This is a genomic window from Hamadaea flava (assembly GCF_024172085.1).
Lineage (GTDB): Bacteria > Actinomycetota > Actinomycetes > Mycobacteriales > Micromonosporaceae > Hamadaea > Hamadaea flava.
Genome location: NZ_JAMZDZ010000001.1, coordinates 3283060 through 3296692 on the forward strand (window position 1 = coordinate 3283060; position 13633 = coordinate 3296692).

A 13633-nucleotide genomic window follows, 5' to 3' on the forward strand; every position below is an offset into this window, starting at 1 on the left:
AACGCTCAGAAACCGAGCTTCAGGTAGGTGCCGGCGTTCTCCTTCGTGATCGTCTCGGAGGAGAGGATGATCTCCTTCGGGACCTGGAGCTCGACCAGATCCGCCATCCCCCGCCCCTGGGCGATCAGCCGGCCGAGCGAGATCGCCGACGACGCCATCGACGGGCTGTAGGTGACCGTCGCCTTGAGGACCGACTTGTCGGCCGCGATGTCCTCGATCGCCTTCTTCGACCCGGCCCCGCCGACCATGATGAACTCGCTCCGGTTGGCCGCCGTGATCGCCGCGAGGACGCCGATGCCCTGGTCGTCGTCGTGGTTCCACAGCGCGTCCAGTTTCGGCAGCGCCTGCAGGAGGTTCTGCGCCTCCTTCTGGCCGGTGTCGGCGGTGAACCGGGCGGCCCGCCGGTTGGCGACCTTGAAGCCGTAGGTCTTCAGCGCGTCGGCGAAGCCCTTGCTGCGTTCCTGGGTCAGCTCCAGCTCGTCCATGCCGGCGATCTCGCCGATCACCGGGCTCGCGACGTTCTTCGCCTTCATGGCCTTGCCGATGTAGTGCCCGGCGGCCACGCCCATGCCGTAGTTGTCGCCCTTGATCTGCAACCGGTACGCCAGCGCGTCGGGGAACGCCCGGTCCAGGTTGACCACGGGGATCCCGGCTTCCATCGCCTTGAGCCCGAACGCGTTCAGCTCCTTGCCGTCGTGCGGCAGCAGCACGATGACGTCGGGCTTCTCGGCGATCAGCGTGTCGAGCGCGGCCCGCTGCGCGGCCGCGTCCTTGCCCGCCTCCACCTGCTTGAACGTGACGTCCGAGTACGCGGCCGCCTGCGCCTTGGCGTTGTTGGTGATGGCTGCGATCCAGCCGTGGTCGGCGGCCGGGGCGGAGAACCCGATGGTGACCGCCTTCCCGGCGGCGACGTTGGGGTTGCTCGCTTCGGCGCCCTTGGTCTGCGCCGTGGTGGGGTTGTTCGACTCGTTGCTCGTGCACGCGGCGAGGACCGCGCCGGCGCCGAGGGCCGCGCCGCCGAACAACAGGCTGCGGCGGGACGAGTGGGTCATGCGCATGACAACCTCCGAAATGGACGGGAAATCCGAAGTTGGACGGAAGATGGGTGCGAGGAGCCCTGCCGCCGTCGGCGAATCGACGGCAGCCGGTGGCGAGGTGGCTCTAGGGTTTGCGGAACAGAGCGGTCAGCGAGCCGAACCGGATCTGCTGGACCAGGACGGCCAGCACGATGATTCCGCCCTTGACCATGTTCTGGACCTCGGTGGGCAGGTTGGCGATGGCGAAGAGATTGGTGATCGTCGAGAAGACGATCACGCCGAACATCGAGCCCACGATCGTCCCGCGCCCGCCGGACAGCAGCGTGCCACCGATGATCGCGGCGGCGATGGCGTCGAGTTCGTAGAGTTCGGCCGCGGCCGCCTGGGCGGAGGTGGCCAGGGAGGTGAGCATGATCGCGGCGATGCCGCAGCACAGCCCGGACAGCGCGTACAGGAGCAGGGTGTGCCGCCGGACGTTGATCCCGGCCAGCCGGGCCGCCTCGGCGTTGCTGCCGATGGCGACCGTACGCCGACCGAACGTGGTGCGGTTGAGCAGCACCCAGCCGAGCGCCGCGGCGACGGCCAGGATGACGACGAGCATCGGGATCCCCGCGACCTTCTTCGTCGCGATCCCGTTGATGAACTGGTCGGCGGAGACCTGGGTCTGCTTGCCGGAGATCTGCGCCGCGAGACCTCGGGCGGCCACCAGCATCGCCAGGGTCGCGATGAACGGCACGAGTCGCCCGTACGCGATGAGCAGCCCGTTGACCGCGCCCGCGATGGTCCCGACGGCGATGGCGGCGAAGATCATGCCGCCCGCGCCGTAGGACTGCGTCGCCAGCGTCGTGGACCAGACCCCGGCCAGCGCGATCAACGCGCCGACCGACAGGTCGATGCCGCCGCCGATGATCACGAAGGTCACCCCGACGGTGACCACCCCGATCGCGGCGGCCTGTTGCAGGATCACCAGCATGTTGTTGACGACCCAGTCGGAGTCGCCATACAGGTCGGGCCGGATGATCGCGCCGATCACGAACAGCACGACCAGCACCCCGACCAGGCCGAGGTTGCGCCACAACGACTCGGTGGGGATCGTCCGCCACCAGCCGCCACGCTCCACAACGGACGTCTGAGCCGTCACCGCACAAGCTCCTTATGACAAGGTGGGGCTCAGCGAGCCCGCCATCACCAGGTCGAGGACGTCGTCCTCGGTCAGTTCGCCGGCCGGCGCCTGTTTGATCAGGCGGCCCTCGCGCATCACGAGCACCCGGTCGGCCAGACCGAGCACCTCCGGCACTTCGCTGGAGACCAGCAGCACGCCGACGCCGCGGCGCGCGAGATCACGGATCACCTGATACAGCTCGGCCCGCGCGCCGACGTCGACCCCGCGCGTCGGCTCGTCCAGCAGCAGCAGCCGCGTGTCGCCCAGCAGCCAGCGGCCGACCACGACCTTCTGCTGATTGCCGCCGGACAGCGTGCCGGCCGGGCGGCGTACGTCGCGGGGGCGCAGCTCCAGGGCGTCCGCGATCCGGCTCGCCTCCGTCTGCTCCCGGCCCGCGTCGGTGAAGCCGCCGTGGGCGTACCGGCCGAACGTGGTCAGCGTGATGTTGCGGTAGACCGGCTCGGCCAGCAGCAGCGCCTGACTCTTGCGCTCCTCGGGGGCCAGGCCCAACCCCGCTTTGACCGCCGCGGCGACGCTTCCCGCGGGCAGGTTCCGGCCCGCGACACTCACCGTTCCAGACTCAGGGGTACGCGCACCGTAGACCGTTTCCAGCAGCTCACTTCGTCCGCTGCCCACCAGGCCGGCGATGCCGACGATCTCCCCTGTGCGTACCTCGAAGGAGACGTCTTGGAACTCGTGTGCCCGCGTCAGCCCACTGACCTGGAGCAGCACGTCGCCCGGTTCGCCCCCGCGAGGTGGGAAGACGTATTCGAGGGAGCGCCCGGTCATCTTGCTGACCAGCTCGCGAGTCGGCGTCGTCCGCGCGGGCAGGTCCACCGCGGAGGTCCGGCCGTCCTTGAGGACGGTGACCCGGTCGCCGATCTCGCGGATCTCCTCGAGCCGGTGGGAGATGTAGACGACCGCGATGCCCTCGGCGGTCAGTTCCCGGATGATCCGGAAGAGGTTGGCCACCTCGTCGTGGGCGAGGACCGCGCTGGGCTCGTCCATGATGAGCAGTTTGGCCTCGTGCGAGAGCGCCCGCGCCATGCTGACGATCTGCTTGCCCGCCGACGGCAACGCCTCGACCAGCCGGTGCACCGGGATCTCGGGGTGCCCGAGCCGCCGCAGGACCTCCCGGGTACGCGTGGCCGCAGTTCTCTTGTGGACGAACCCGAACCGGCTCGGCTCCTGGCCGAGGAAGACGTTCTCCGCGACCGACAAGTGGTCCACGAGATCGAGTTCCTGGTAGATCGTCGCGATCCCGGCCTTCATCGCGGCCTGCGGGTTAGCGAAGACGACCGGGCTGCCCTGCCAGGTGACGGTCCCGGCGTCGGGCTTGTGGACGCCGGCCAGCACCTTGATCAAGGTGGACTTGCCCGCCCCGTTCTGCCCGAGCAGGCAGTGCACCTCACCCGCCCGGACCTCGAGGTGGACCCCGTCGAGCGCCCGTACGCCCGGGAACTGTTTCACCACCCCGTCAAGCTGGAGGATCGTCGCGTCGGTGGCGGCGTCGGTGGCCGTGTCGGTGGTCATGACGCCTGCTCGAAGGCGATCTCGCTGGCCAGCAGGGCGGCGCCGGCGACGCCGGCCCGGCTGCCCAACTCGGACAGGACCAGGGGGAGGTTGCCGGTGGCGAGCGGCAGCGAGCGCTTGTAGACGACGCTGCGGATCTCGGCCAGCATCACGTGCCCCAACTGGGCCAGCCCGCCCCCGATGACGATGAGCGACGGGTTCACGAAGCTCACCAGGCTCGCCAGGACGGCGCCGACGCGGCGGCCCCCGTCGCGGATGAGCTGGATGCAGGCGACGTCGCCCTCGGCCGCGCCGGCTGCGACGTCGAGCGCGGTCACCGCGCCGTTCGCGGCGAGCCGCTCGGCGAGCGCGGGCGAAGCCCCGGAGCGAGCCGCGGCGGTCGCCTCCCGAGCCAGCGCGCCCCCGCTGAACACCGCTTCCAGGCAACCGTGGTTACCGCAGGTGCACACCGGTCCGGCGGGGTCGACCTGGATGTGCCCGATGTCCCCGGCGCACCCGTCCGACCCCCGGTAGACCGCGCCGTTGAGATAGATCCCGCAGCCGATGCCGGTGCCGATCTTGACGAACAGGAAGTTGTCGACCGAGTGCGCGACGCCGCCGTGTCGCTCGCCGACCGCCATGATGTTGACGTCGTTGTCCACCACCGCCGGGCAGCCGTGTTCGCGGGTGAGCAGTTCACGCACGGGATAGCGGTCCCAGCCGGGCATTATCGGCGGCGACACCGGCAGGCCGTCCCGGAAGCTGACCGGCCCCGGTACGCCGATGCCGATGCCGTCGAGGCGGCTGAAGCAGCCCTCGGCCTTCGCCTTGGCCAGCAGTTCGTTGACCCGATGCAGGGTGGCCTTCGGGCCGGAGCGGATGTCCGCCGGTTCGCTGTACGCCGCCACGGGTTCCAGCCGCCCGTCGGTGATCTCGACGTCGATCGAGGTCGCGCCGAGGTCGACGCCGGCGTACCGGATCTCGGGGTTCAGCTCGACGAGAGTGGACCGTCGTCCGCCCCGGGACTGCGCCGGTCCGGCCTCGGCGACCTGACCGGCGGCGACCAGCCGATCCAACTCGGCGAGCAGCCGCGGCCGGGGTACGTCCAGCCGGGCGGCCAACTCGGCCCGCGACAACGGGCCTTCGTCGCGCAACAGCCGCAGCAGCCTGACATGCATGCCGTCTCTCCTCTATGGACACATCGACGCTCGCAGGTGCGTGGTGTGGCGCACACGTTACGAGCTTTCCCCGCGACTGTCCATAGTTTTGTCAGCAGAAACAAAAGTTCCGCCTGATCTTGCAAAAGCCCTCGCCAGCGGCCGCCCCAAAAGCTGCAGATCACGGTCACGCAGGCCAAGAGCGGCGAAGATTGCCTGCGTAACCGTGATCTGCAGCGAAAAGAAGAGCAGAGGTCAGACGGCGTACTCGGGTTGCGCGTGGGGTTCGAGGGCGGCGAGCGTACTGCCGTTGTCGTCCACGACCGCCGCCCGGACGGACTGCGGGTCGTAGCGCAGCCGCGGCACGGCGAACACCGCCGACGCGGGCTGGCCGGCGTACCGGACGGAGTAGACGAGCACGCGCCAGTCCGCCTCGTCCCAGTGCTCCCGAACGTCCGAGGTGACGCTGCGCGCCAGGTCCCGCCACGCGCTGCTCTTGTGCAGTTGGTCCACCGTCGACTCCAGCGGCACGTCGAACGCGCCGGGCGAGGCGAGCGGGTGGGACAGCCGGACGTACAACCGGCGCAGCGGCATCAGCCAGCGCTCGTCGAACTCCGGGGAGAACACGACGATCGCGGCGGCCTCGACCAGCAGAAGCGCGACTCCGGCGACCGGATGATCGGCGAGCCCACCGGTCCACGCGGCACCGGAGGCGAGGGCCAGCAGCGATCCGGCCAGCATCAGCCCGGCCCGGCCGAAGCTACGGCCGTTGATCGGAATGGGCTGCGCGCTCAGGCACCCACAGGACGCCTTCGGGTCCTTGATCTTCGCGTACGCCAGATAGCCGAGGAACCCGGTGCTCAGGGCGGTGGCGGCGACCGCCTCCAGGCGTACGAGTCCGGGCAGGACGAGCGCGGCGCCCAGCACCGCTTCGACCCCGGCGAGCGTGCGATAGGCGAGCACCGCCCGGTCTTCGCCCAGCAGCGGGGCGAGCGCCGTACGCCGCGCGTGCGCGGCCGCGTACCGGCTGAACACCTTGGCCTGCGCGGACCACAGCAGGACCGCGCCGAGCAGGAGTGGTTGCAGGGAACCGATCCACACAAGCATGACGACAACTCCCAGGTCGACGGCAGCCGGGCGGCCGCACCCGCGCCGGACTGCCTAGTGCGTACCGATCAGTGGTTGTGCTGGATGGTGGAGGTGTAGAGGGTGGCGATCTCGATCTCGTTGGTGTCGGGGATCCATGCACCGATGACCTGCGCGTGCCGTCCTACCTGGACCATCGTCATGTCGGCGATGGCCGGCGTGTTGTTGTAGGAGGCGGCCGTGACGCCCGGCACGACGTGTCCGATGATGCGCTTGCCCCGATGGTCGAAGTGGATCTTCTTCGGGGCCAGCGCCGCCACGTGGACCTGGATGTTCACGATGTTCACCCAGATCGCGTCGGCGGCGAGGGTGCCGTCGCCGAGCCGTACGCCACGGGCGTAGAGACCGTCACCCACCGCGACCTTGTCGAGGCTGGTCGGGTGCAGCTTCCAGATGCTGGAGGCGTTGGTGACCCGGATCCGCCACAGGGTGCCGTCCGAGCCGGCGACCAGCAGCATGCCTTCGCTGATGCCGGTGACCCGGCCTTCGGCGAAGTTCGGGTCGGGCGCACCCGGTTCGATGTCGTCGCCCTTGGCGAACGCCGCCTCCGGCGCCAGCGAGCCGAGCGCGGTCGCGCCGACGAGCGAGGCGCTGCCGAGCACGGCCGAGGTGAGCAGGGACCGGCGGTCCATGTTGAGAGCCATCGTCAATCCCTCCCTACACCACATCGATGTACGCCGGCCTCAGCCCGTACGACAGGCTGGAGATGGCACTGAACGCCGCGGGCGTCAGGTCGATGACGCGGTTCGATCCGCAGACCGATCCGCAGCAGGTGCGCTCGCCGCAGAACAGGTCGGTCTGCGGGCCGCAGTCGGCGATCGTCGTGCCGACCTTCTGCCCCGTGCACCGGTTGGTCGTGTAGTGGCGGAACCCGCAGGTCCGCCGAGCCAGACCTTCACCGCAGGCCTCGGGGTTGGTGATCGCGTGACAGGCGTCGGAGGTGTTCGGCCAGGCGTGTTGCCGGCTGCCTGAGTTGCAGGTGCCACAGGCGCCGTGCCCCGCCGAGCCGCAGGGTCCCCACGAACTGCCGCAGCAGAACCATGAGACCTCGCCGTAGAACCCGGCCATGCGCTACTCCTTTCAGGATGGGGGATTCTCCTGGGAGCGTTCGATGGCCATCGACACTTATCGCAATCATGGCGATAAGATCGCTGTTAGTCAATCCTTAACGATTCACAATTCCTGGACGACAATGTCGAACCCCTTGGGCGTCGGCTCGACGAGATACTTCAGGTCGCGCAACGTCCCGAGCAGCTCCTCCGTCGTCTGCGGCCGCGCGCCCGACAGGAGCAGATCCCGCACGACCCGGCCCTTGGTCGCCTTGTTGAAGTGGCTCACCACCATGCGCTTGCCGTCGCGCTCCTGCAGCACGCGTACCGCCACCTGCTCGCGGGGCGTCCAGGTCGCCGCGTAGGCGCCGGACCGCAGGTCAAGCACCAGCTCGTCCCGGACCTCGCGGTCCAGCGCCGGGCTCAAGGCTTTCTTCCAGTACGCCGTGAGCCCACCCACGGGCGGGAGATTCACCCCGATCGAGCAGCGGTACGGCGGGATCTCGTCGTCGAGCCGGACGACGCCCCACAGGCCGGACGAGACCAGGATCTTCCCGGTGTCGATCTCGGACGGCAGGCTCGCCAGATCGAGGTGGTCGTAGAGCACCCCGGTGTAGACGTGCCGCGCCGGCAACGTCTGCGCGGCCGGCAGATCGGCGTTGCGAGCCAGCTCGTCCCGCTGGCCCTCGCTGAGCCCGAGCGTCGTCAGCGCCTTCGCCTGGCCGGCCTTGCTCTTCGCCGAGCACAGCTTGACCAACGCCTTCAGCACACGTTCGCGCGACCGGCGCAGCTGCGGCAGGAACAGCGAGTCGTGGTCGACCGGTGCGCCGGAACCGGCGGCGGCCTTCCCCTCCGACGGCGGCAGCAGGATGAACACGCAGGTGAGCCTAGCTGGTCAGGGTCGCGGGCCGAGCGGTCGCCTCAGTCAGACTTCGGCGCGTCCATGGCGGGCAGGCCGGATGCGCCAGCGCCTCCTCGGTCGTCAGCCAGAGGGTCTCGGCGACCTCCTCCGGCGAGGCGGCGTACGGTTCGGCGCCCGCCGGAACCTCGGCGGCGAAGACCACGTTGACCACGGAGTCGCCGTCGTCGCTGACGAACAGCGAGTTACCCACGTACGCCATCGGCACCCCGTCGAGGTCGATCCCGATCTCCTCGAGGACCTCGCGCCGGCCGGTCGCCTCCAGTACGCCGGGCAGGAAGCCGCCGACCTCGACCTTGCCGCCCGGGCCGGCGAGCGTACCGGCCGCGTGCCCCTCGTTCCCGCGGCGGATGAGCAGCCAGCGGCCGTCCCGATGCGGGAAGACCTCGACGTTGACCACGTACGCCGGACGCCCGGCGGGGGTTTCGACGACCATCCCGGAACCGTACTGCCCGTGGCTTCACAGCGCCGCCACGATCAGCTTTACAGCGGCATCGGCTTTACGCTTACAGCGCCGCCAGGATCGCGGTGAGGACCTTGCGGGCGGTCGCCTCGTGCTTCGCGTACGCGTACGGATAGGCCGAGCCCTGAACCGCCTGGGCCGCGAGGGTCAGCTCCATGTTCTGCCAGCCGGAGACCCTCTTCAGCGCCTGGAAGAACTTCGTCGAGGAGTAGGTCGTGTTCATGATCTGCTTGACCGTGCCCCAGCCCATGCTGGTCCGCTGCTGGAACAGTCCGCAGGAGTCGTAGTCCACCGAGCTGCCCTCGTGCGGGTAGTCGAGCGACTCCGGCACAGCCGAGCTGGCCTGGTTGTAGAGGTCGCTCTCCTGCATGGCGGTCATGATGCCGACGAGCAGCCCACGCTGCGCCACGCCCAGCTGCTGCCCGGTCTTGACGACGGTCAGCGCGTTGTTCATCTGCTTCTGGTCGAGCCCGGCGACCGGTTTGACCGAGGTCACGACCTTCTTCACGGTCGGCGACGGCGAGGGCGTCGCGCTGACCGTCGCGCTCGGCGCCGGGCTGGCCGACGTCGACTCCGCCACCCGAGGGGCGAACCGGTCGGCGGCGTTGGCGACGGAGTTCCGGTCGGCGAGCTGCTGCGCCGCGTTGTCCAGCTGCGCCGGCGTACCCCGCTGGCTGGCCACGACCGAGACACCGAGCAGCGCGATCAGGCCGAGGGCGACGACGCGACCGGCCTTCGCCGAGCCGTGCAGTGTGCGTACGGGGGCGACGCCCGGGGTCAGCGGCCCGGCCGGGGTCAGGTATCGCTCCGCCGACTCCGTCGCCAGCTGGGTCGCTTCGGCGGTCGCCGCCTTGCCGGTGGCTTTCCTCGCGCGCCTCGGCTTCTCGTCTCCAGCCTTCGCGTCTCGCGGCTTCGCGTCTCGCGTCATCGCGTCTCGCGTCATCGCGTCCACCGGCATCGAACCCGTCGGCTTCGCGTCCGTCGGCTTCGCGTCCGCCGGCTTCGCCGATTTCGCCAGCCGGTGCCGGCCGGTCTCTCCGTCGGTTCGCTCCTCCCGAATGCGGTCGAGGAAGAACGTCTGGGTGTCGGTCCAGAGATCGGGTTTGGGGGGCTGCGTACGAGGGCTGGGTCGACCGTCATGGTCGTCATGCTGGGGGCGCATTGGTCGACTTTAAGCAGGTAAAACGTGGTCGCAAACCCCTTAGGGGTGACCTGAGTCACACTGTGGCAGGGCTATCTACGCGCGCGGTGACACGGCGCGCGGCGCTGATTTTTCGGTCATGTCCGGCATTTCCGCTGCGCCGACCTATCTGGACCATGCTATCGACATCACCTGATTGAGCTATGACCCTGAGCTGGGAAATTCCTGCCACCGATATCGGCCGATCGGGCTCGCCCGATCGGACCCGAATCATCCCCTTACCACGATCGTTTACGCCGGCTCGACGACTCCACTGTGGGTCACCACCTGCCCACCAAGAGCTACCGCCTCGGCGCTTCCATTTGCGCCAGTCGATTACCGTGGCGCAGTGATCGACGTTGTTCGCCTCTGGCTCGGCATCCTGGTCGCCGTGGCGCTGCCGCTCGGCCTGCCGGCGCGGCATACCAACATCGGGCTGCGATGTCTTTTCACCGCAGCGTATGCGGCATATGCCATTTTTCCGGCGCTTCTCTTCGGCACGGCGATCGCCACCTGGTTCGGCGTCGTCGCCATCGGCGTCGCCGCCCAGATCGGCGTACGCCGTCGCGCGTCGACCGCCGAACAGACGCCGGACCGCGACGACCTCGCCCGGATGGCGCACCGCATCTGGCAGTCCCACCGGCAGGTCGTCTACGTCCTGGCCGGCCTCCTCCTGCTCCTGCCGGTCGTCGCCGCCGTGCACTTCGGCGGGCGATCGCTCGACGAGCTGGGCCGCCTGCTGGCCGACGATCGGGTGGCGATCATCGTCTCGGGACTGCTGTTCGCCGTCTTCACCGGCGGCGATTTCGTCGCGGCGACGGTCCGCCCGCTCATCCGCCGACTCGCCGAACGGGGCGCGGACATCCATCAGATCGTCCCGACGAGCGCCTACATTGGCTGGATCGAGAGAACACTCGTCTTCACCTTCGTCGCCGGCGGCCACCCCGAAGCCGCAGCGCTGGCCATCGCCGCCAAGTCGTTGACGCGTCTGCCCAACGTGGACCAACATCCCTCCGGCTTCGGCGAATACGTGCTCGTGGGTACGCTCTCCAGCCTGCTCGTGGCCTCGATGACAGCCGTCGTCGTACGCCTGGCCCTGGGCCTTTCCCCGGTGTAGCCATGGCCGGATTCCGTGACCACCGGTACTTCCGCGAACTCGCGGCGCTGAACCTGCCCTCCGACGACTTCGCCGTCGCGGGCAGCGGCCCCCTGTACGCCCGGGGCTGGATCGACGATCCTCGTGACATCGACGTGATCGCGCGCGGCGAGGCCTGGCGGACCGTCTGCCGGATCGGTTCGCTCACCCGCGCGCCGATCAGCGGCTCGGCCCAGGTCAGCCTGTTCCACGGGCACCTGGAGTTCTTCGACGAATGGTTCCCGCCGCGCTGGCGTGCCACCACGCTGATCGACGAGGCCGATGTCATCGACGGCGTCCGCTTCGTCCGCCTCGAGGTCGTCGAGGCAACCAAACGCATGCTCCGACGACCCCGAGACCTCGCCCAGCTGGCAGTGATGGCGGCACGCCGAAGACCACGGCACTAGAACCTCACGAGATCCAGCAGACGACGGCGTCACCGTCCTTCGCCGCCGCCGCGAAGTACTCCTTGACGTGCGGGAAGTGGCAGACCGCCCACTCCAGCTCACCGGGACGGCCCCAGACGCTGGGATAGATCTCGGCCGCCTCCAGCTCGGCCTGGTCGACCCCGCGGATCAGATCCTCGGCGGTCAGCTCGGCCAGCGCCGCCGACGCCCGCTGAACCTCCTCAGGCTGGAGGAACCCCGGCGGCGAATAACCCCAGTACTGCGACTCGTCCTCGGTGTCCTCCGTGAAGAACCACTCCCCGGTGATGATGTCGATCGGGAAATCCCGGCGGGCCAACAAGAACAGCAACGCGTGCCAGGTCTTGTCACTCCCGAACGATCGCCGCTGCGCCACCGGCAGCTCCTCGCCGTTCTCGCTCTCGGCCTTCGACTGCGCCAAGGCGTATCGGTGGGCCCAGTCGAGGTCCTCTTGCGCGCGCTCAAGCTCGGCCGGCGTCAGCCGGACCCATTCGCCATACATTCCCACGCGCGCACCATAGGCGAGGCGTACGACAGTTACACTTGTCAATCACTGGTCCCCGTCGAGGGGAGCGCGAATGGCTGGGCAGCTCGCAAAGCCCCGCGACGAGGCCTACGGCACGCAACGCATCGTCGCGCGATCGGTCCTGTTCGTCACCATCCCGATCGCCTTCATCGTCCTGCTCGCCGCGAATCTGGCCTGGGACCTCGTGCGGGAGAACCTCGCACCGACTGCCCTCGCCTCATGGCCGATGCGGCTGACCCTGCTGGACACGTCGACCTCGGCCGCACTGCTCGGCGCCGCGGCCGGCCTCTACTTCGCCCGGCTCCAATGGGCGTCGGCCAATCGGCCGGCCATCGGGCTGGCGATCGACGACGAAGGCGGCCAGTTCGATCCGGACAGCCCGCGATGGCGCTTCTGGGCGTACAACGCCGGGCCGGGATACGCCGTCGTCAAACGCTTCGCGTACGCGGTCCGCCGTTACGATTCAGCCGAGCCTGCGAGCGACTGGATCAAGCCGTTCGACCTCAACCGGATCTTCGAGAGCTGTGGGCTGATCGACGGCCAGGACTACTTCGTCCGCTGGTACGCCGAAGGTGCACCCTTCTCACCGGTGCCGCACTACACGCAGGGATCGATGGTGGCCTGGTTCCGGCCGGAGGCGCTGGCCAAGTTCGCGCAGATCGACGTAAAGATGGTGTTCCGTGACGCCAACGGCGACACCCACGAACGAGTCTTCCCCTTCATGGACCGGCTGCCCAGCGTCACCGCGAAGAAGATCGCCGCGATACGCCGGCACCCCGCGATCATTCCCCCACAGGTCAGCCGGCCACCGGTGGACGGTTAGCCGCGAACCACTTTGCGGCGTATGCCGTCGCGGATTCCATTGTGAACAGACAGCTCGGCGCACCACCGATTCGGCCGCGGACGACCGAGTCCGTGTCGTGCTCGAAGTCAGCGCCGAGTGCGGCGAAGTCTCCGGCGTTCAGCTTCACGGCCTCGTACGTGATCCGCTGTCTGCCTTCTGGGGTCGCCATAGGGGCGCTGAACGACTGCACGGGCAGATCCGGCAGCCGCGCTTCGGCCAGATGGAACGTGGTGCAACGGTCGAATCCGACGCCGAGGAGGACGACCAGCGCACCGACGGATTCCATCGCGGCGAGCGGCGAACCGTCGCCCAGCGGCGAGGTGAGTTCATGGCGGTCCAGCAGCTTGTGCGCGTCCGGCCCGACCGCAGCGAAGGAAGTGTTCGGATGGTTCGATCGAAACGCCGCGGGCCAGGTGCGTACGCGTTCCGCGATCACGCCCATGCCCACGCTCGGGGTGAGCGCGGGGTCGAATCCCGGAAGCTCGGCGCGGATGAGTTCCCAGTAATCCTCGCTGATCCGGCGATGCGGCCATCGCGATGGATCAACATAGTCCTGATTCTGCGCTGGAACGACGAGGGTCCCTTCGCCGCCGAGGACATCCAAGAACGCTTGGACGACGGTGGTCGCTCCACCACAGACATAGCCGACGGCCCTAAGCGAAGAATGCAGAAGAACAGTCTGCCCGGCTTCCACCCCCAGCTGCCGCACATGCGGCCTGAGCTGGGAAATCGTCCACGGTGCGGGGTGGTCCGCGCTCACGATGTCAGCGTATCAGCGACACTTGGCGAATCTCGTCGAACTGCGGCGCGGCGTACCGCCACCGATGGACGTCGAAGGTCGGCCGGCCCCGCCTCGGCAGCAGGGCCGGCCACGGAATCAGCGGACGTAGATGGTGGGTACGGGTGGGTGCTCATGCCGTCGTCAAGGAAGGACGACGGGTGCGGCGGATGGTTGTAGGCGGTGTTCTGCCACGACAACGCGGCCCCGATATCGGGCGTCGTGCAACAGCGTGTACAACCGCCGGTCGGTCGAGGTCGGCGTGGCATAGGTCCGCAACGCGCTGCTGCCACCACGTCG

General features: G+C 68.8%; 15 protein-coding genes. 3 read left to right on the forward strand and 12 right to left on the reverse strand.

Annotated features, from left to right (window positions below; translation table 11 throughout):
• Positions 1-5 precede the first annotated feature (5 nt).
• From HDA40_RS15325 to HDA40_RS15370, 10 genes are all read right to left on the reverse strand, one after another.
• Positions 6-1052: a substrate-binding domain-containing protein gene (locus tag HDA40_RS15325; protein ID WP_253756267.1), complete on the reverse strand. Its 1047-nt coding sequence runs from the start codon at positions 1050-1052 to the stop codon at positions 6-8.
• A 109-nt stretch (positions 1053-1161) separates the two neighbouring features.
• Positions 1162-2157 carry an ABC transporter permease gene (locus HDA40_RS15330; RefSeq protein WP_253763636.1) on the reverse strand — a complete coding sequence of 332 codons (996 nt, stop codon included), beginning with the start codon at positions 2155-2157 and terminating at the stop codon, positions 1162-1164.
• A gap of 33 nt (positions 2158-2190) precedes the next feature.
• The gene (locus tag HDA40_RS15335) at positions 2191-3732 is read right to left on the reverse strand and encodes a sugar ABC transporter ATP-binding protein (RefSeq protein WP_253756269.1); all 1542 of its coding nucleotides are present in this window, start codon (positions 3730-3732) and stop codon (positions 2191-2193) included.
• Positions 3729-4889: an ROK family transcriptional regulator gene (locus HDA40_RS15340; protein WP_253756271.1), complete on the reverse strand. Its 1161-nt coding sequence runs from the start codon at positions 4887-4889 to the stop codon at positions 3729-3731. Before HDA40_RS15340 ends, HDA40_RS15335 begins: the two co-directional genes overlap by 4 nt.
• Before the next feature lie 234 nt (positions 4890-5123).
• Positions 5124-5975 (reverse strand): MauE/DoxX family redox-associated membrane protein, encoded by an 852-nt coding sequence (locus tag HDA40_RS15345; RefSeq protein WP_253756273.1) that lies wholly within the window; start codon positions 5973-5975, stop codon positions 5124-5126.
• A 68-nt stretch (positions 5976-6043) separates the two neighbouring features.
• Complete coding sequence (locus tag HDA40_RS15350) at positions 6044-6658, reverse strand: cell wall protein (protein WP_253756275.1); 615 nt, start codon at positions 6656-6658, stop codon at positions 6044-6046.
• 13 nt (positions 6659-6671) lie between these two features.
• The gene (locus HDA40_RS15355; RefSeq protein WP_253756277.1) at positions 6672-7082 is read right to left on the reverse strand and encodes an RlpA-like double-psi beta-barrel domain-containing protein; all 411 of its coding nucleotides are present in this window, start codon (positions 7080-7082) and stop codon (positions 6672-6674) included.
• A 105-nt stretch (positions 7083-7187) separates the two neighbouring features.
• Positions 7188-7940 (reverse strand): YaaA family protein, encoded by a 753-nt coding sequence (locus HDA40_RS15360; RefSeq protein ID WP_253756279.1) that lies wholly within the window; start codon positions 7938-7940, stop codon positions 7188-7190.
• 10 nt (positions 7941-7950) lie between these two features.
• Complete coding sequence (locus tag HDA40_RS15365) at positions 7951-8418, reverse strand: NUDIX domain-containing protein (protein WP_253756281.1); 468 nt, start codon at positions 8416-8418, stop codon at positions 7951-7953.
• Positions 8419-8488: 70 nt separating this feature from the next.
• Positions 8489-9607, reverse strand: coding sequence for a hypothetical protein (locus HDA40_RS15370; protein WP_253756283.1), 1119 nt, complete (start codon positions 9605-9607; stop codon positions 8489-8491).
• A 367-nt stretch (positions 9608-9974) separates the two neighbouring features.
• On the opposite strand from HDA40_RS15370, the gene HDA40_RS15375 reads away from it, so the two are divergent.
• Positions 9975-10742 carry a hypothetical protein gene (locus HDA40_RS15375; protein ID WP_253756285.1) on the forward strand — a complete coding sequence of 256 codons (768 nt, stop codon included), beginning with the start codon at positions 9975-9977 and terminating at the stop codon, positions 10740-10742.
• A 2-nt stretch (positions 10743-10744) separates the two neighbouring features.
• Complete coding sequence (locus HDA40_RS15380; protein WP_253756287.1) at positions 10745-11167, forward strand: hypothetical protein; 423 nt, start codon at positions 10745-10747, stop codon at positions 11165-11167.
• 4 nt (positions 11168-11171) lie between these two features.
• On the opposite strand, the gene HDA40_RS15385 is transcribed toward HDA40_RS15380, so the two are convergent.
• Entirely contained in the window at positions 11172-11687 is a 516-nt protein-coding gene (locus HDA40_RS15385; protein WP_253763637.1) for a DUF1877 family protein, read from the reverse strand.
• 76 nt (positions 11688-11763) lie between these two features.
• On the opposite strand from HDA40_RS15385, the gene HDA40_RS15390 reads away from it, so the two are divergent.
• Complete coding sequence (locus HDA40_RS15390) at positions 11764-12534, forward strand: hypothetical protein (protein WP_253756289.1); 771 nt, start codon at positions 11764-11766, stop codon at positions 12532-12534.
• Here the strand turns inward: HDA40_RS15390 and HDA40_RS15395 are convergent.
• On the reverse strand, positions 12509-13315 hold the full coding sequence (locus HDA40_RS15395; RefSeq protein WP_253756291.1) for an AAC(3) family N-acetyltransferase: 807 nt from the start codon (positions 13313-13315) through the stop codon (positions 12509-12511). The genes HDA40_RS15390 and HDA40_RS15395 overlap by 26 nt on opposite strands.
• Positions 13316-13633: the final 318 nt, after the last annotated feature.

Coding starts and splice junctions, on each gene's coding strand:
- HDA40_RS15345 (WP_253756273.1), bottom strand. CDS start 5,975: ATGCTTGTGTGGATCGGTTCCCTGCAACCACTCCTGCTCGGCGCGGTC.
- HDA40_RS15340 (WP_253756271.1), bottom strand. CDS start 4,889: ATGCATGTCAGGCTGCTGCGGCTGTTGCGCGACGAAGGCCCGTTGTCG.
- HDA40_RS15365 (WP_253756281.1), bottom strand. CDS start 8,418: ATGGTCGTCGAAACCCCCGCCGGGCGTCCGGCGTACGTGGTCAACGTC.
- HDA40_RS15355 (WP_253756277.1), bottom strand. CDS start 7,082: ATGGCCGGGTTCTACGGCGAGGTCTCATGGTTCTGCTGCGGCAGTTCG.
- HDA40_RS15380 (WP_253756287.1), top strand. CDS start 10,745: ATGGCCGGATTCCGTGACCACCGGTACTTCCGCGAACTCGCGGCGCTG.
- HDA40_RS15370 (WP_253756283.1), bottom strand. CDS start 9,607: ATGCGCCCCCAGCATGACGACCATGACGGTCGACCCAGCCCTCGTACG.
- HDA40_RS15385 (WP_253763637.1), bottom strand. CDS start 11,687: ATGTATGGCGAATGGGTCCGGCTGACGCCGGCCGAGCTTGAGCGCGCG.
- HDA40_RS15325 (WP_253756267.1), bottom strand. CDS start 1,052: ATGACCCACTCGTCCCGCCGCAGCCTGTTGTTCGGCGGCGCGGCCCTC.
- HDA40_RS15390 (WP_253756289.1), top strand. CDS start 11,764: ATGGCTGGGCAGCTCGCAAAGCCCCGCGACGAGGCCTACGGCACGCAA.
- HDA40_RS15335 (WP_253756269.1), bottom strand. CDS start 3,732: ATGACCACCGACACGGCCACCGACGCCGCCACCGACGCGACGATCCTC.
- HDA40_RS15350 (WP_253756275.1), bottom strand. CDS start 6,658: ATGGCTCTCAACATGGACCGCCGGTCCCTGCTCACCTCGGCCGTGCTC.